The organism is Saccharothrix sp. DSM 118769 (assembly GCF_052936295.1).
Genome location: NZ_CP193627.1, coordinates 9,336,576 through 9,352,295, shown reverse-complemented (window position 1 = coordinate 9,352,295; position 15,720 = coordinate 9,336,576). Strand labels below are relative to the sequence as shown.

Annotated in this window: 16 protein-coding genes; all 16 read left to right on the top strand. The window is 73.9% G+C overall.

Annotated elements, in window-relative coordinates:
• The first annotated feature begins 36 nt into the window (after nucleotides 1–36).
• Complete coding sequence (locus ACRAKJ_RS40095; protein WP_438922361.1) at nucleotides 37–1,182, top strand: Ig-like domain-containing protein; 1,146 nt, start codon at nucleotides 37–39, stop codon at nucleotides 1,180–1,182.
• Nucleotides 1,183–1,290: 108 nt separating this feature from the next.
• Nucleotides 1,291–1,731 (top strand): alpha/beta fold hydrolase, encoded by a 441-nt coding sequence (locus ACRAKJ_RS40090; RefSeq protein WP_447008828.1) that lies wholly within the window; start codon nucleotides 1,291–1,293, stop codon nucleotides 1,729–1,731.
• Nucleotides 1,728–2,981 (top strand): D-inositol-3-phosphate glycosyltransferase, encoded by a 1,254-nt coding sequence (mshA, locus tag ACRAKJ_RS40085; protein WP_438923857.1) that lies wholly within the window; start codon nucleotides 1,728–1,730, stop codon nucleotides 2,979–2,981. The genes ACRAKJ_RS40090 and mshA overlap by 4 nt, the downstream gene beginning before the upstream one ends.
• Entirely contained in the window at nucleotides 2,978–3,472 is a 495-nt protein-coding gene (locus ACRAKJ_RS40080) for a YbjN domain-containing protein (protein WP_438923858.1), read from the top strand. Before mshA ends, ACRAKJ_RS40080 begins: the two co-directional genes overlap by 4 nt.
• A gap of 69 nt (nucleotides 3,473–3,541) precedes the next feature.
• Nucleotides 3,542–4,450 (top strand): DUF4349 domain-containing protein, encoded by a 909-nt coding sequence (locus tag ACRAKJ_RS40075; RefSeq protein ID WP_438923859.1) that lies wholly within the window; start codon nucleotides 3,542–3,544, stop codon nucleotides 4,448–4,450.
• A 417-nt stretch (nucleotides 4,451–4,867) separates the two neighbouring features.
• Entirely contained in the window at nucleotides 4,868–6,433 is a 1,566-nt protein-coding gene (locus ACRAKJ_RS40070) for a 4-coumarate--CoA ligase family protein (RefSeq protein ID WP_438923860.1), read from the top strand.
• Between the two features lie 251 nt (nucleotides 6,434–6,684).
• Nucleotides 6,685–6,927, top strand: coding sequence for a hypothetical protein (locus ACRAKJ_RS40065; RefSeq protein WP_438923861.1), 243 nt, complete (start codon nucleotides 6,685–6,687; stop codon nucleotides 6,925–6,927).
• Nucleotides 6,928–7,056: 129 nt separating this feature from the next.
• Nucleotides 7,057–7,803 carry a phosphoglyceromutase gene (locus ACRAKJ_RS40060; protein ID WP_438923862.1) on the top strand — a complete coding sequence of 249 codons (747 nt, stop codon included), beginning with the start codon at nucleotides 7,057–7,059 and terminating at the stop codon, nucleotides 7,801–7,803.
• Between the two features lie 291 nt (nucleotides 7,804–8,094).
• Nucleotides 8,095–9,309, top strand: a complete 1,215-nt coding sequence (locus ACRAKJ_RS40055; protein WP_438923863.1) for an ATP-binding protein — start codon at nucleotides 8,095–8,097, stop codon at nucleotides 9,307–9,309.
• On the top strand, nucleotides 9,306–9,986 hold the full coding sequence (locus tag ACRAKJ_RS40050; RefSeq protein WP_438923864.1) for a response regulator: 681 nt from the start codon (nucleotides 9,306–9,308) through the stop codon (nucleotides 9,984–9,986). Before ACRAKJ_RS40055 ends, ACRAKJ_RS40050 begins: the two co-directional genes overlap by 4 nt.
• Before the next feature lie 27 nt (nucleotides 9,987–10,013).
• Nucleotides 10,014–11,024, top strand: a complete 1,011-nt coding sequence (locus ACRAKJ_RS40045; protein ID WP_438923865.1) for a Ppx/GppA phosphatase family protein — start codon at nucleotides 10,014–10,016, stop codon at nucleotides 11,022–11,024.
• Complete coding sequence (locus ACRAKJ_RS40040; RefSeq protein ID WP_438923866.1) at nucleotides 11,024–12,337, top strand: hypothetical protein; 1,314 nt, start codon at nucleotides 11,024–11,026, stop codon at nucleotides 12,335–12,337. The genes ACRAKJ_RS40045 and ACRAKJ_RS40040 overlap by 1 nt, the downstream gene beginning before the upstream one ends.
• Nucleotides 12,334–13,119 (top strand): TIM barrel protein, encoded by a 786-nt coding sequence (locus tag ACRAKJ_RS40035; RefSeq protein ID WP_438923867.1) that lies wholly within the window; start codon nucleotides 12,334–12,336, stop codon nucleotides 13,117–13,119. Before ACRAKJ_RS40040 ends, ACRAKJ_RS40035 begins: the two co-directional genes overlap by 4 nt.
• 25 nt (nucleotides 13,120–13,144) lie before the next feature.
• On the top strand, nucleotides 13,145–14,026 hold the full coding sequence (locus ACRAKJ_RS40030) for a proline dehydrogenase (RefSeq protein WP_438923868.1): 882 nt from the start codon (nucleotides 13,145–13,147) through the stop codon (nucleotides 14,024–14,026).
• 8 nt (nucleotides 14,027–14,034) lie between these two features.
• The gene (locus ACRAKJ_RS40025) at nucleotides 14,035–14,841 is read left to right on the top strand and encodes an acyl-CoA thioesterase domain-containing protein (RefSeq protein ID WP_438923869.1); all 807 of its coding nucleotides are present in this window, start codon (nucleotides 14,035–14,037) and stop codon (nucleotides 14,839–14,841) included.
• A 56-nt stretch (nucleotides 14,842–14,897) separates the two neighbouring features.
• Nucleotides 14,898–15,710 (top strand): pyrroline-5-carboxylate reductase, encoded by an 813-nt coding sequence (gene proC, locus ACRAKJ_RS40020; protein ID WP_438923870.1) that lies wholly within the window; start codon nucleotides 14,898–14,900, stop codon nucleotides 15,708–15,710.
• The last annotated feature ends 10 nt before the right edge of the window (nucleotides 15,711–15,720 follow it).

Here is a 15,720-nt window from a genome sequence, read left to right as displayed (position 1 = left end):
GCCGTGCCGGACGTCCTTCCACCAGGAGGTCGCAACGTGCGTAGGAGATTGGCCGCACTGCTGGCCGGCGTGGCGCTGCTCGCCGGCTGCTCGGCGGACGTGCAGCAGGGCACCGCGAAACCGGCGGGCGGCGACAACCCGCCCGTCGCGAAGTTCACCACCGCGCCCGCGGACGGCGCCGCCGACGCGCCGGTGAACGCGCCGGTGCGGGTCACCGTGGCCGAGGGCACCATCGACGAGGTCACGCTGACCAACCCCGAGGGCAAGGCCGTCGCGGGCGAGGTCGCGGACGACAGGAAGTCGTGGACGACCACCGAGGTGCTCGGGTACGGCAAGAGCTACACCTACGCCGGCCGGGCCACCGGCACCGACGGCAAGCCGGTCGAGCTGAAGGGCGCGTTCACCACGGTCACGCCGACCAGCGAGGTGCGCGCCACGCTGTTCCCCGGCGACAACGACGTGATGGGCGTCGCCGTGCCGATCAAGGTCGAGTTCGACGTGGACGTCGCCGACCGGGCCACCGTCGAGAAGGCGCTCACCGTGACCAACTCGGCGGGCGTGCAGGGCAGCTGGGCGTGGCTCAACCCCCGCGAGGTGCACTACCGGCCGGAGAACTACTGGCCCGCGAACACGAAGATCAAGGTCGAGGCGAAGCTCTACGGCGTCCCCTACGGCGGCGGCGCGTACGGCCGCGCGGACGTGACCAGCGACTTCACCATCGGCCGCAACCAGGTCGTGAAGATCGACAACCCGACGCACCAGCTCGTCGTGCAGCGGGACGGGCAGACCGTGGCGAGCTACCCGGCGTCGTTCGGCAAGCCCGACGACGCCGAGCTGACCACGCCGAACGGCACGTTCGTGGTGATGCAGAAGTTCGAGCAGTTCAGCTTCGACAACCCGCGCTACGGCTACACCAACGTGCTGAAGAAGTGGGCCGTCCGGTTCTCCAACCACGGCGAGTTCATCCACGAGAACAACGACAACGCGGCCAACATCGGCTCGAACAACACCTCGCACGGGTGCGCGAACCTGCTGGAGGCCGACGCCAAGGCGTACTACGACAGCGCGCTGGTCGGCGACCCGGTCGAGGTGACCGGCTCGATCACCACGCTGCCCGCGCAGTACGACTGGTACGACTGGCAGGTCCCGTGGGCGCAGTGGCAGACCATGTCCGCGCTGTGACCCGCGTCCGCGCCGCAACGCCGTGACGCGGGTGGAGGGCCCCGCCCCGGCGGGGCCCTCCACCGTGCGGGCTCGCCTCCCCCGGGAAGCTCCCGGACGACGGGGTTGTTGGCACAGGTCGTGGTGACAACTCTCCTCGGCGCCGAAGGCGTGCGACCCCCGGTCCGCGAACCCGGACCGGGGACCGCCCCGGCGCCGGCCGTGCCCGCGCCGGCGCGGTCCTGCCGGGACCAGGCCCCCGACCTGCCCGGCGAGCCGGCGCGACGCCCGATCGGCGCGGTGCCGCGCGTCCCGCCGCGGGTGCGCCGCGGGCCGTTCCGGCGTGACGTGGGCGGCACCGCCGTGTGGAAGGGCCCCGACGAGCCGACACTGGTGGTGCACGGCACCGCCGACGAGGTGGTCGACCCGGCCGCCGGGGAGCACGCGGCGGCCCTGATCCCCGGAGCCGACTTGCGCCGCTACGACCGCACCGGCCACGCGCCGTCCCCGCACCGCCCCGAGCGCCTCGCCGACGACCCGGCGGGCCCCGTCGCGGGGGTGGCCCGGTGAGGCGGGTGGCCGTGCTCTCCGTGCACACCTCGCCGCTGGAGCAGCCCGGCACGGGCGACGCGGGCGGCATGAACGTCTACATCGTGCAGACCGCCACGCGCATGGCCCGGCGCGGCATCGAGGTCGAGATCTTCACCCGCGCCACGTCGTCCGAGCTGCCGCCGGTCGCCGAGCTGGCGCCCGGCGTGAAGGTGCGGCACGTCGTCGCCGGCCCGTTCGAGGGCCTGGGCAAGGAGGAGCTGCCCGGCCAGCTGTGCGCGTTCACCGCGGGCGTGCTGCGGGCCGAGGCGCGGCACGAACCCGGCTACTACGACGTCGTGCACTCGCACTACTGGCTGTCCGGGCAGGTCGGCTGGCTCGCCCGGGAGCGCTGGGCGGTGCCGCTGGTGCACACCGCGCACACCCTGGCCAAGGTGAAGAACCTGGCGCTCGCCGACGACGACGCCCCCGAGCCGCGGATGCGCGTGATCGGCGAGGAGCAGGTCGTCGCCGAGGCCGACCGGCTGGTCGCCAACACCGAGGTGGAGGCCGCCGAGCTGGTGGACCTCTACGACGCCGACCCGGGCAAGGTGCTGGTCGTGCCGCCGGGCGTGGACCTGGAGCGGTTCACGCCGGGGGACTCCGCCGCCGCCCGCGCCGCGCTCGGCCTGCCGCAGGACGCCGTGGTGCTCGCGTTCGTCGGCCGCATCCAGCCGCTCAAGGCGCCGGACGTGCTGGTGCGCGCCGCCGCCGAGATGGTGGCGCTGGACCCGGCGCTGCGGGCGCGGCTGGTGGTGCTCGTGGTCGGCGGGCCGTCCGGCTCGGGCATGAGGACGCCCGACGAGCTGGTGCGCCTCGCGGCCGAGCTGGGCGTGTCCGACGTGGTGCGGTTCCTGCCGCCGCAGGCCGGGCCGTCGCTGGCCCTGGTGTACCGGGCGGCGGACGTGGTGGCCGTGCCCAGCCACAACGAGTCGTTCGGCTTGGTCGCCCTGGAGGCGCAGGCGTGCGGCACGCCCGTCGTGGCGGCGGCCGTCGGCGGGCTGCCGGTGGCGGTGCGCGACGGCGTGTCCGGCGTCCTGGTCGACGGGCACGACCCGGGCCGGTGGGCGCGCGCCCTGTCCGACGTCGCCCTGCACCCCGGCCGCCGCGAGGAGCTGGCCGGGCAGGCGGTCGGCCACGCACGCCGGTTCTCCTGGGACCGGACGACTGAATCACTCCTGGCCGGGTACGCCGAGGCCGGGGACGTGTTCCGCGAGGAGGTCTTCGCTTGAGCCCGACGACGAGCCTGGACGAGGTCATCACGTCCGCGCTGGACGACCGCGAGCTGCGCTACGAGCACAAGGAGCCCGGGAAGTTCTTCGTCACCCTGCCGGGGACGAAGAAGCTCCAGACCAACTGCTGGCTCGTGGCGGGCAGGCACGCGCTCGTCGTGGAGGCGTTCGTGTGCCGCAAGCCGGACGAGGCGCACGAGGACGTGTACCGGTTCCTGCTGCGCCGCAACGCGAAGCTCTACGGCGTGCACTACACGATCGACACGACCGGCGACATCTACCTGGTGGGCCGGATCGCGCACCACGCCGTGACGGCCGACGAGCTGGACCGCGTGCTCGGGCAGGTGGTGGAGGCCGCGGACGGCGACTTCAACACCCTGCTGGAGATCGGGTTCGCCGGGGCCATCCAGCGGGAGTGGGACTGGCGGGTGTCGCGCGGCGAGTCGCTGGCCAACCTCCAGGCGTTCCGGCACCTGGTGTCCGAATCGTGATCGCCCCCGCGCAACTGGGCTGATCCCGCGCACCGTCCACCCGGTGAGCTTCGACACCGGGAGGGGTAGATGGGCAGACGGGTGGGGTGGGTGCCGGTCGCGTTCGCGGCGCTGGCGCTGGCGGGGTGCGCCGCGAACACGTCGGACTCGGCGTCGACACCGGCGCGGGAGCAGGTGGCCGGCGCGCCGCAGGAGGGCGCGCTGAAGGGCAAGGCGGGTCCTGACCAGGGTCAGCCGCAGGGCCAGGGGCAACCGCAGGGACAGGGGCAACCGCAGGGACAGGGGCAGTCGCAGCCGGGCGGTACGCCGGTCGTCGACAGCCGGCAGCTCGTGCGCACCGCCTCCGTGGACCTGCGGGCCGCGGACGTCGAGGGCGCGCTGTCCCGCGTGAAGGACGTGGCGCTCGGCGCGGGCGGGTTCTCGTCGCAGGAGAACGCCCAGCTCACGCGCGCCTCGGTGACGCTGGAGGTGCCCGTCGAGGAGCTGGACCGGGTGCTGCGGGGGATCGGCGAGGTCGAGGGCGTCGAGGTGGTCCGCCGCGAGGTGCGCACCGAGGACGTCACCGAGCAGGTCGTGGACGTCGAGGCGCGGCTGGCCAACCAGCGGGCGAGCGTGGAGCGGGTGCGGGCGCTGCTCGACCGGGCCGGGTCCACCTCGGAGATCACCGGCATCGAGGCCGAGCTGACCGAGCGGCAGTCCGAGCTGGAGTCGTTGCAGCGCCGGTACGACGCGCTGAAGGGCCGGGTCGCGCTGTCGACGCTGACCGTCTCGATCACGTCGCGGGACGCGCCGGTCGCCGCGGCGGAGGACCCCGGGTTCCTCGACGCGCTCGACGGGGGCTGGGGCGCGCTGGTGACCACCGTCGGCTGGCTGCTCGTCGTGCTGGGGGCCGTGCTGCCGTTCGCGGTGGTGCTGGGCGTGCCCGCGTTCGGCTACCTGTGGTGGCGCCGGCGCCGGAAGGCCGCCGTCACCCCGTAGGGCGGCCGGCTGAGCGTTCCCTGGCGGAAATTCTACTGAGAGTGGCATTGCCCCGCGGGGAGCGCGGGGCGGCTTGGGAGAGAGGGGGAGTCGCGAGTCAAGCCGCCCCGCGTCAGTCCCCGCTGCGGTGGAACCGGGCAGGGGGGAGCCCGAAGTTCCAAGCGGGCCGCGGTTCGACGGGGGGATCGGACACCGCGGTGGTGCCGCACGGGCCGTCGGAGTGCGTGGGAGCCGACCCGTGGAGCCCTGCCAACTTGGCAGATCCGCGGTGATGACCACAAGGCCCCGCGTTACTCCGTTCGAGTGTTATTAGCGGAATTAAGTAACGCTGGCTCGTGTACGCCCCGTGTCTTGACCACCGGTGTGGCTTGGCTCACGATGGCGGGATCATCGCCCCTGTACGAATGAGGCAGCCGCATGGTCTTCCGCAGTCCGTTCCCCGATGTCGAGGTCCCGGACGTCACGCTGCACGAGCTGTTGTTCGCCGACCTCGGCGACCGGGCCGACCGGGTCGCGCTGGTCGACGGCACGTCCGGCGCGTCGCTGACCTACGCGCAGCTCGCCGGGGCGGTCGACCGCCTCGCGGCGGCCCTCGCCGAGCGCGGCATCGGCAAGGGCGACGTGGTCGGCATCCTCAGCCCGAACACCCCGTACTACGCGGTCGTGTTCCACGGCGTGCTGCGGGCCGGTGCGACCGCCACCACGATCAACGCCCTCTACACCGCGGACGAGGTGGCCCACCAGCTGTCCGACGCGGGCGCGAAGATGCTGTTCACCGTCTCGGCGCTGCTGCCGAACGCGGCGCCCGGCGCGGAGAAGGCCGGCGTCGCCGACGTGGTCCTCCTCGACGCCGCCGACGGCTACCCGAGCCTGGCGTCCCTGCTCGGCACCGCGGCCCCCACGCCGGTCGTCGCCCTCGACCCGGCCGAGGACGTCGCCGTGCTGCCGTACTCGTCGGGCACGACGGGGCGGGCCAAGGGCGTCATGCTGACCCACCGCAACCTGGTGGCCAACATCGTCCAGTGCCGGCCGCTGCTGGAGGTCGGCGAGCACACGAAGATCCTGGCCGTGCTGCCGTTCTTCCACATCTACGGCATGCAGGTGCTGATGAACAACGGCCTGCACGTGGGCGCGACGGTCGTCACGATGCCGAGGTTCGACCTGCCGGAGTTCCTGCGCGTCATCCAGGACCACCGCACCGACCGCGTCTACATCGCCCCGCCGGTCGCCGTGGCGCTGGCCAAGCACCCGCTGGTCGACCAGTACGACCTGTCCGGCGTCGGCACGATCTTCTCCGGCGCCGCGCCGCTGGACGTCGACCTCGCCGCCGCCGTCGCCAAGCGCCTGGGCTGCCGCGTCTCGCAGGGCTACGGCATGACCGAGATGAGCCCGGTCAGCCACGCCATCCCGGACGGCCGCGACGACATCTCCGTCGGCACGGTCGGCGTCATCGCCCCGAACATGGAGTGCCGCTTCATCGACCCGGCCACCGGCGAGGACGTCGGCGTCGGCGAGCGCGGCGAGCTGTGGTGCCGCGGCCCGAACGTCATGAAGGGCTACCTGAACAACCCGGACGCCACCGCCGCCACCCTCGACGCCGACGGCTGGCTGCACACCGGCGACGTGGCCGTCATCGACGAGAACGGCCTGGTCAGCATCGTCGACCGGGTCAAGGAACTGATCAAGTACAAGGGCTACCAGGTGCCGCCGGCCGAGCTGGAGGCCCTGCTGCTCACCCACGAGTCCATCGCGGACGCGGCCGTCGTGGGCGTGCGCGACGAGGAGGGCGAGGAGGTGCCGAAGGCGTTCGTCGTGCTCCAGCCGGGCGCGTCGCTGGACGCGGCGGGGGTGATGTCCTTCGTGGCCGCCCACGTGGCGCCGCACAAGAAGGTGCGGGTGGTGGAGTTCATCGAGGCGATCCCCAAGTCGGCGGCGGGCAAGATCCTGCGCAAGGACCTGCGGGCGCGGGAAGCCGCCTCGTAGGGCGGACCCCCGGTCGGGGCCCCCGGTGCGATCGCGCCGGGGGCCTCTTCCGTTCCGGCGCCGTGTTCCCCGGGCGCCGTGTTCCCCGGGCGCCGTGTCCCCTGAGCGCCGTGTCCCCTGAGCGCCGTGTCCCCCGGCGGGGGGTGGTTGTCATCCGATGGTGTGGCTCCGGCGATTCGGGCCGCACCGGGACGGCGGGCGACCACGAACATGTCCGTGCAACTCGGCCCGACACCTTTGGAGACACACGCATGCGCATGATCGGGAAGCTGGCCCTCGCGGCCGGCGCCACGGCGGCCGTCCTGCTGGCGGCCCCCGCCGCCCACGCCGCCGACGCGGACGTGAAGGAAGTCGCCTCGTCGTCCCAGGAGGCCCAGCCGAAGCTCGGCGTGCCCCTCGTCGGCAACGTGCCGGTCGTGAACGAGGTGGCCGGCGGTGTGCTCGGCGGCCTGCTCGGCGGTACCGGCCTCGGTGGTACCGGCCTCGGCGGCTGACGCCGTGAGCGGTGTGGCGGGGCGGCAGGAGCGGCCGGGCCGCCGCACCGCACCGCCGGTGCTGCACCGATCAAGATCACACGCACCGCCGTCGTGAACAGGCACGGCGCATCTGGCAGGCTGACGGCCATGTCTGTCGGAACCCTGGTGCTGCTCCGCCACGGCGAGAGCGTGTGGAACGCGGAGAACCTGTTCACCGGCTGGGTGGACGTCCCCCTGTCGGAGAAGGGCGTGAAGGAGGCGACGCGCGGCGGTGTGCTGCTGCGCGAGGCCGGTGTGCTGCCCGAGGTGGTGCACACGTCCCTGCTGCGCCGCGCGATCGGCACCGCGAACCTGGCCCTCGACGCGGCCGACCGCCACTGGGTCCCGGTCAAGCGGGACTGGCGGCTCAACGAGCGCCACTACGGGGCGCTCCAGGGCAAGAACAAGAAGCAGACGCTGGAGGAGTTCGGCGAGGAGCAGTTCATGCTCTGGCGCCGCTCCTACGACACCCCGCCGCCGCCCATCGAGCCCGGCACCGAGTTCAGCCAGGACGCCGACCCGCGCTACGCGGACCTCGGCCCCGACCTGCCGCTCACCGAGTGCCTGCTGGACGTCGTGAAGCGGATGATCCCCTACTGGGAGTCGGCCGTCGTGCCCGACCTGCGCGCCGGGCGGACGGTCCTGGTCGCCGCGCACGGCAACTCGCTGCGCGCCCTGGTCAAGCACCTCGACGGCATCTCGGACGAGGACATCGCGGGCCTGAACATCCCGACCGGCATCCCGCTGCGCTACGACCTCGACGAGGACCTGAAGCCGGTCACCCGGGGCGGCACCTACCTCGACCCGGACGCGGCGGCGGACGCGATCAAGGCCGTGGCCAACCAGGGCCGGTAGCCCGCACCCGTTCGACCACGCGGCGGCGGCACGCGCGTCGGGGGACACCCCCCGGCCGCGTGCCGCCGCCGCGTCCGTTCGGCCCCCGGCACGTCCCCCACCCGTCACCCGGAGGAGGACTCCGCGTCGCCCGGTGTGCGCCTGTCCGAACAGGACCCGACTCAATTGGACACGATTGGGTGAACTGCGATCGACCTGCGGGAGAACATCGTTGCCGGCAGGTGTCGCGGGTGTCACGAACCACGCGCGCGCACTAGGCCGTACCGGGCCTGACCTGCTTACCATGCGCTTGTGACCGCATCGGGTTACCTCGTCCTGTCGATCGGCGCCCTGCTGATCGGCGGTGCCGCTTTTCTCGCCGGCCGGGCCACCGCCCGGCCCCGGGACAGCCGCCCCAAGGGCCTCACCGTCGCCGACCTCATGGCCATGGTCGTCCGCTCCTCCCACGACGGGATCGCCGTCCTCAACGGTTTCGGGGACGTCGTGCTGCACAACGCCCGCGCCGAGGAGCTGGGCGTCGTGCGCAACAACCGGGTGGACGACCGGGCCAGGCGGGCCGCCGCGCTCGCCCGCGAGAACGGCGGGGTCGTCGGCGTCGACCTGTCGTCGCTGGAGGTCATCAAGGGCCGCCAGCCGACCGCCGTGCACGCCGAGGTCAGGGTGCTCACCGAGGGGTTCGTCGTGGTCGACGCCTCCGACGAGTCGGAGGCCGTGCGGCTGGAGGCGACCCGCCGCGACTTCGTGGCGAACGTCAGCCACGAGCTGAAGACGCCGGTGGGCGCCCTGGCGCTGCTCGCCGAGGCGGTGCTGGACGCCTCCGACGACCGGGAGCAGGTCCGCCGGTTCAGCGCCAAGATCATGCAGGAGGCCACCCGGCTGGGCACCCTGGTCACCGAGCTGATCGCGCTGTCCCGCCTCCAGGGCGCGGAGCGGCTGCCGGAGCTCGGCCGGGTCGAGGTGGACGTCGTGATCAGCGAGGCGATGAGCCGCTCGAAGCTCTCCGCCGAGTCCGCGAACATCGAGGTCACCACGGACGAGCCCAGCGGCCTGGAGGTCGAGGGCGACCGGACGCTGCTCGTCACGGCGCTGAGCAACCTGCTGGAGAACGCGGTGGCGTACTCGCCGCCCGGCAGCCCGGTGTCGGTGAGCCGCAAGCTCGTGGACGGGTTCGTCGAGATCGCCGTGACCGACCGCGGCATCGGCATCGCCGAGGACCAGCAGACGCGGGTGTTCGAGCGCTTCTACCGCGTCGACAAGGCCCGGTCGCGCGCCACCGGCGGCACCGGCCTCGGTCTCGCGATCGTCAAGCACGTCGCCAACAACCACGGCGGCGAGGTGAAGCTGTGGAGCCTGCCCGGCACCGGCTCCACGTTCACCCTGCGCGTCCCGGCCCACCCGGACCAGGACGAGCCCACCAAGGACCTGACCGCGGGGGGACTCGACGGGCAGGCGCTGGCCACCCGCGTCCCCAGCGGCGCGGCCGGCAACGACGGAGGAGAGCTGTGACCAGGGTGCTCATCGTGGAGGACGAGGAGTCCTTCGCCGATCCGCTCGCCTTCCTGCTGCGCAAGGAGGGCTTCACCGCGGCCCTCGCGGCCACCGGGCCGGAGGCGCTGGAGGAGTTCGACCGCAACGGGGCCGACATCGTGCTGCTGGACCTCATGCTGCCCGGCATGAGCGGCACCGACGTGTGCAAGCAGCTGCGCGCCCGCAGCGCCGTGCCGGTGATCATGGTGACCGCGCGGGACAGCGAGATCGACAAGGTCGTCGGCCTGGAGCTGGGCGCGGACGACTACGTCACCAAGCCGTACTCGGCGCGCGAGCTGATCGCCCGCATCCGCGCGGTGCTGCGCCGCGGCGGCGAGAACGAGGAGCTGCTGCCGCAGGTCCTGGAGGCCGGCCCGGTGCGGATGGACGTCGAGCGGCACGTGGTGACCGTCGACGGCGGCGAGGTGAGCCTGCCGCTCAAGGAGTTCGACCTCCTGGAGTACCTGCTGCGCAACGTGGGACGGGTGTTGACCCGCGGCCAACTGATCGACCGGGTGTGGGGCGCCGACTACGTGGGCGACACGAAAACCCTGGACGTGCACGTCAAACGCCTGCGGTCGAAGATCGAGCCCGACCCGTCGACCCCGCGCCACCTCGTGACGGTGCGCGGACTGGGATACAAGTTCGAGTCCTGACCACCCCGACCGGGTACGGTGCACCGCGTGCGCCTCGGGGTGCTTGATGTCGGGTCCAACACCGTCCACCTCTTGGTGGTGGACGCTCATCGTGGTGCCCACCCGCAGCCGATGAGTTCGGAGAAGTCCGTGCTGCGCCTCGCGGAGCAGCTGGACGGCTCCGGCGACCTGTCGCGCGCGGGTGCGGACCAGCTGGTCCGCGCGGTGGCCGCGGCCAAGGCGACCGCGGCCGGTTTCGGCTGCGAGGACCTGATGGCGTTCGCCACGTCCGCGGTGCGCGAGGCGGGCAACTCGGCCGAGGTCCTGGAGCGCGTCCGCACCGAGACCGGCGTGGACCTCCAGGTCCTGTCGGGCGAGGACGAGGCGCGCTACACGTTCCTCGCGGTGCGCCGCTGGTACGGGTGGTCGGCGGGCCGGCTGCTGTGCCTGGACATCGGCGGCGGCTCGCTGGAGCTGGCGGTCGGCGTCGACGAGGCGCCCGAGGAGGCGTTCTCGGTGCCGCTGGGCGCGGGCCGGCTGACCCGGACGCGGTTCCGCAAGGACCCGCCGGCCAAGTCCGAGGTGCGCGACACCACCGAATGGCTGGCCGAGCAGCTGGCGCCGGTGGTGAAGAAGCTCAAGCGCGTCGGACCACCCGATCGGGTGGTTGCGACGTCAAAGACCTTTCGGACGCTGGCGCGGTTGACCGGTGCCGCGCCATCATCTGCCGGTCCGCGCGCCCGACGCGTGCTGACCGACGCCGGGCTGCGGCAGCTCATCGCGTTCATCTCCCGGATGTCCGCGACCGACCTCGCCGAGCTGGAAGGCGTGAGCCCCAGCCGGGCTCACCAGCTCGTGGCGGGCGCGCTGGTGGCGGAGGCCACGATGCGAGCCCTGTCACTCACCGAGCTGGAGATCTGCCCCTGGGCGCTGCGGGAAGGGGTCATCCTGCGACGGTTGGACCACACCAACGGCCTGGACCAGGACACCCCCGCGGAACGCACCCGCCGGACGGGTGACACTGGACGGACTGGCCGCCACGGGGCACGGTGGAGTTGATGAGTCGAGAGAGCGAGTCGGAGCAGACCCAGCGCACGGTCGCGGAGTTGCTCGCCCAGTACGGCGGGGGCTCCGGCGACGTGCAGCCGCGGCGGCGCCGCCGCCGTGCCGAGGACCCGACCGACACCGCCCCCCAGGCGATCATCGACCGGGTCAACTCGGACAGCGGCCGGCTGCTGCCGATCAGGGACGAACCCGAACCCCAGCCCCCGACGACCGTCACGCCCCCGGTCGCCGCGCCGCCCGCGCCGCCGCCGTTGCCGCAGCGCCAGCGGCAGCCGGACCCCGAGCTGGAGCGCACGGCCTACCAGCCGCCGGTCACCCCGCGCCCCGAGCCGGTCGCGCCGCGCCTGGACCCGCCGCGCTCGGACCCGCCGCGCCTGGACTCCCCGCGCCTGGATTCTCCGCGCCTGGACCCGCCGAAGCCCAAGAACGAGGGCTCCGGCCGCCGTCGCGCGCCCGACGTCGACCCGGCCGAGGAGACGCGCGTCGTCGCGCCGATCGTCGACGACTACGCGGGCGAGCCGGCCCGCCCCCTGCCCGTGCCGCCCCTGCCCGTGCCGCCGCCCGCGCAGTCGCCGGCCCCCGTGCCGCCGGCCGGACCGCCGCCCGGTCGGCCGGTGCCGATGGGCAAGCCGCCGGTCGCCGCGCCGGTCGCCGCGCCGCCGCGCGAACCGGTGACCGAGGTGATGCCGCGCATCACGGACAAGCTCACGCCGAACGTGCCGCTGGAGTCGCTGCCGACCGAGTCGGTGCTGATCGTGCCGCCCGCGCCGCCCAGGCTGCCGGAGCCGCTGCCCGACCAGAGCGCCGAGGACTGGTTCGGCGACGACGAGGACGACCCGCGCGGACCCAACGGCCCGCGCGGCCCCCGCGAGCAGGAGAGCACGGCCTTCCACCCCTACGTCGACCTCGACGAGGAGGACGGCGACGACTACCCGTCCGCGCCCCCGGCCCGCGGTCGCCGGTTCGAGGACGACGAGGAGCCCGCCGGGCTCACCGACGCCGCCGACGTCGACGACGAGGACGACCTCCCGCCGGGCGACCGGTCGGCCGGCAAGGAGTGGCTGGTCATGCTCGGGCAGCTCGCGGTCGGCGTCGTCGGCGGCGCCGCCCTGTGGCTGGGCTTCAACTACCTGTGGCGGACCCTCGCGCCCGCCGCGCTCGTCGTGGCGCTGGGTGTCACCATCGGTCTCGTGCTGATGGTGCGCAAGATCCGCCGGGCGGACGACCTCCAGACCACCGTGCTCGCCGTGCTGGTCGGCCTGATCGTGACGGTCTCGCCGGCGGCCATGCTGCTGGTGAAGTCTTGATCCCGGTCGGGCTGTCCACGGCCGCCGTGTGGCCGCAACCCGCGACCGCGGCGTTCGAGGCGGCGGCCGAGCTGGGCTACGACGGCGTCGAGGTCATGGTGTGGGCCGACCCGGTCAGCCAGGACGTGCACGCGCTGGAGCGGCTGTCCGAGCGCACGGGCGTGCCCGTGCTGGCCGTGCACGCGCCGTGCCTGCTCATCAGCCAGCGCGTGTGGTCGCCCGACCCGGCGGAGCGCCTGCGGCGCAGCGTGCGCGCGGCGGCCGACCTCGGCGCCCGCACCGTCGTGCTGCACCCGCCGTTCCTGTGGCAGAAGCGCTACGCCGAGGGCTTCGCCGACCTGGTGGCCGAGGAGGAGGACGCCTCCGGGGTCGCCATCGCCGTGGAGAACATGTTCCCGGTCCGCCGCCCCCTCGGTCGCGGCCGGTCGGTGCAGGTCACGGCGTTCCGCCCGTCGATCGACCCCACGGACGTGGGGCACCGCAACTACACCCTGGACCTGTCGCACGCCTCCGCCGCGCACACGGACGCCATGGAGATGGCCAAGCGCATGGGCGACAACCTGACCCACGTGCACCTGGCCGACGGCTCCGGGTTGCCGAAGGACGAGCACCTCGTGCCGGGCCGCGGCACGCAGCCGTGCGCCGAGCTGCTCGCCCACCTGGGCCGGACCGGTTTCACCGGGCAGGTAGTGCTGGAGGTCAACACCCGGCGCGCCAGGACCCCCGCCGAACGGGTCGAGATGCTCGCCGAGTCGCTGCTGTTCGCCCGGCTCCACCTGTGACTTCGCGGCGGCTACTGTCTTGATCGTGAACCCGTTGCGCACGTCGGTCCTGGCCGCCGCGGACAGCGACGCGCTGCGCCGGTTCGTCACGACCGCGCCCGTGAGCCGGGACGTGGTGCGCTGGTTCGTGGCGGGCGGGACCGCCGCCGACGCGGTCGACGTGACCGGTGAGCTGGTCGACCGCGGCCTGCGGGTCGCCCTGGACCACCCCGGCCCCGGCGGCGTGCGCCCCCTCCTGGAGCTGCCGGACCGGCTGCGCGCCGTGGGCCTGGCGGCGGACGCCGAGGTCGACGTGCGGCTGTCGTCCCTCGACGGGTCCCCGGACGACGCCCTCGACCAGGTCGCGCGCGTGTGCGCCGCCGCCGAGCGGGCCGGGACCTCGGTCACCCTCGACCCGGGGGACCTCGACGTCGACGCGGCGCTGCGCCTGCTCGCCGAGCTGCGCCGCACGTGGCCGGGCACGGGGGTCGTGCTGCGGGCGTGCCTGCGGCGCACCCCCGACGACTGCCGCGCCCTCGCCGACACCCGCGTGCGGCTGCGCGGGGGCGTCGGTGACGGGTCGCCGGCGGCGTTCGGCGACCCGCACGAGGTCGCCCTGAACTACGTGCGCTGCGCCAACGCCCTGCTCGCGGGCGCCGGCCGCCCGGTGTTCGCCACCCACGACCCGAGGCTGGTGGAGGTCGTCGGCGAGCGGGCCAAGTGGTACGGCCGCCCGCCCGAGGGCTTCGAGTACCTGGTGCGCCACGGCGTCCGCCCCGCCGGGCAGGCGCGCCTCGCGGCCGAGGGGCACGTCGTGCGCGTCCACGTGCCGTTCGGCGGCGGGTGGTACGGCCACCTGGCGCGTCGGCTGGCCGAGCGCCCGGCCGACGTCGCGTCCTTCCTGCGCTCGCTGGTCGGCCGTTCGTGAGGAGCCCCGTGCCGTTCTCGACAGCCAGTGCCGTCCGCCCCCTCGGCGACGGCACGTACACCGCCGGCCTGTCCGCCGAGTGGACGGTCGGCCCCAAGCCGCACGGCGGGTTCCTGCTCGCCCTGGTGGCCCGTGCGGCGGTGCACGCGGCCGGCGCCGCCGTGCCGGGCGCCGAGGGCCTCGCGCCGCTGTCGGTGAGCGCCCAGTTCCTGCGCGCCCCCGAGGTGGGGCCGGTGCTGATCAGGACCGACGTGCGCAAGGCCGGGCGCACGGCGACCGTGGTGACGGCGGTGCTGGAGCAGCGCGGGCGCGGGTGCGTCGAGGCGTCGGTGACCGTCGGCCGCATGCCGACCGCCCGGCCCGAGTACACCGACCTGCCGGACATGCCCGCCGTGCCGCCCGCGAACTCGGTCGACCTGGCGTCCCTGGGCCCCGGCGGCGTCTACAAGCTCGGCTCGGTGTGCGACGTGCGGCTCGACCAGGAGGGGGCGGGCTTCCTCAACGGCCGCACCGGCGACCCGCTGGTGCTGCGGCTGTGGGCCAGGCCGCACGGCGAGCGCCCCGACCCGTACTTCGCGCTGGTGGCGGGCGACATCTCGATGCCGGTCACGTTCAACCTCGGTCGGTTCGGCTGGTCGCCCACGGTCCAGCTGACGGCCCTGCTGCGCGCCGACCCGGCGCCGGGCTGGCTGCGGATGAGGGTGTCGTGCAGCGCGGTCCACGGCCAGTGGTTCGACGAGGACGCGGTGGTGATCGACTCGACGGGCCGCCTGGTGTGCCAGGCGCGGCAGCTGGCCCTGACCCCGGCGGGCTGACGGCGGGCCCCGGGCGGCCGGGTTCGGGGTTGCCCGCGCGTGGCAGGCTGGGCGCCATGACGACGATCGCCGTGCTGGGCGCCGGCAAGATCGGGGAGGCGCTGCTCTCCGGCCTGCTCCAGGGTGGCCGCAAGGCCGACGAGCTGCTGTTCACCGAGAAGCACCCGGACCGGGCCGCCGCGCTCACCGCGCAGTACGGGGTCGAGGCGCTGGACGTGGCCGCCGCCGCGCGCCGGGCCGACGTGCTCGTGGTCGCGGTCAAGCCGCAGGACATCGAACCGCTGCTGGACGAGCTGGCCCCGGCCCTCACCCCCGGCACGCTGGTCGTGTCGCTGTGCGCGGGCCTGCCGACCTCGCTGTTCGAGCGCCGGCTGCCCGACAGCACGCCGGTGGTCCGGGTCATGCCCAACACGCCCATGGTGGTCGGCGAGGCCATGAGCGCGGTCTCCGCGGGCCGCTACGCCACCGGTGAGCACCTCGACCTCGTCGAGGAGCTGCTGAGCACCGTCGGCCGGGTCGCCCGCGTCCCGGAGAGCCAGCAGGACGCCGTGACCGCGCTGTCCGGCTCCGGCCCCGCGTACTTCTTCTACCTGGTCGAGGCCATGATCGACGCGGGCATCCTGCTGGGCATCCCGCGCGACCTCGCGAGCAGCCTGATCATCCAGTCCGCCGTCGGCGCGGCCACCATGCTGAGCCAGGGCGGGCAGCACCCGACGATCCTGCGCGAGGCCGTCACGTCGCCCGCGGGCACCACGATCATGGCCATCCGGGAGCTGGAGCGGCACGGCGTGCGCGCGGCCATGCTGGCGGCCCTGGAGGCCGCGCGCGACCGTTCGGTGGAGCTGGGACGCGCCCACGAGGCGGACTGATCCCGCCATT

Excerpts from the sequence above, each read along its gene's own strand:
- ACRAKJ_RS40070 (WP_438923860.1), top strand. The coding sequence starts at position 4,868 with ATGGTCTTCCGCAGTCCGTTCCCCGATGTCGAGGTCCCGGACGTCACG.
- ACRAKJ_RS40075 (WP_438923859.1), top strand. The coding sequence starts at position 3,542 with ATGGGCAGACGGGTGGGGTGGGTGCCGGTCGCGTTCGCGGCGCTGGCG.
- ACRAKJ_RS40060 (WP_438923862.1), top strand. The coding sequence starts at position 7,057 with ATGTCTGTCGGAACCCTGGTGCTGCTCCGCCACGGCGAGAGCGTGTGG.
- proC (WP_438923870.1), top strand. The coding sequence starts at position 14,898 with ATGACGACGATCGCCGTGCTGGGCGCCGGCAAGATCGGGGAGGCGCTG.
- ACRAKJ_RS40040 (WP_438923866.1), top strand. The coding sequence starts at position 11,024 with ATGAGTCGAGAGAGCGAGTCGGAGCAGACCCAGCGCACGGTCGCGGAG.
- ACRAKJ_RS40065 (WP_438923861.1), top strand. The coding sequence starts at position 6,685 with ATGCGCATGATCGGGAAGCTGGCCCTCGCGGCCGGCGCCACGGCGGCC.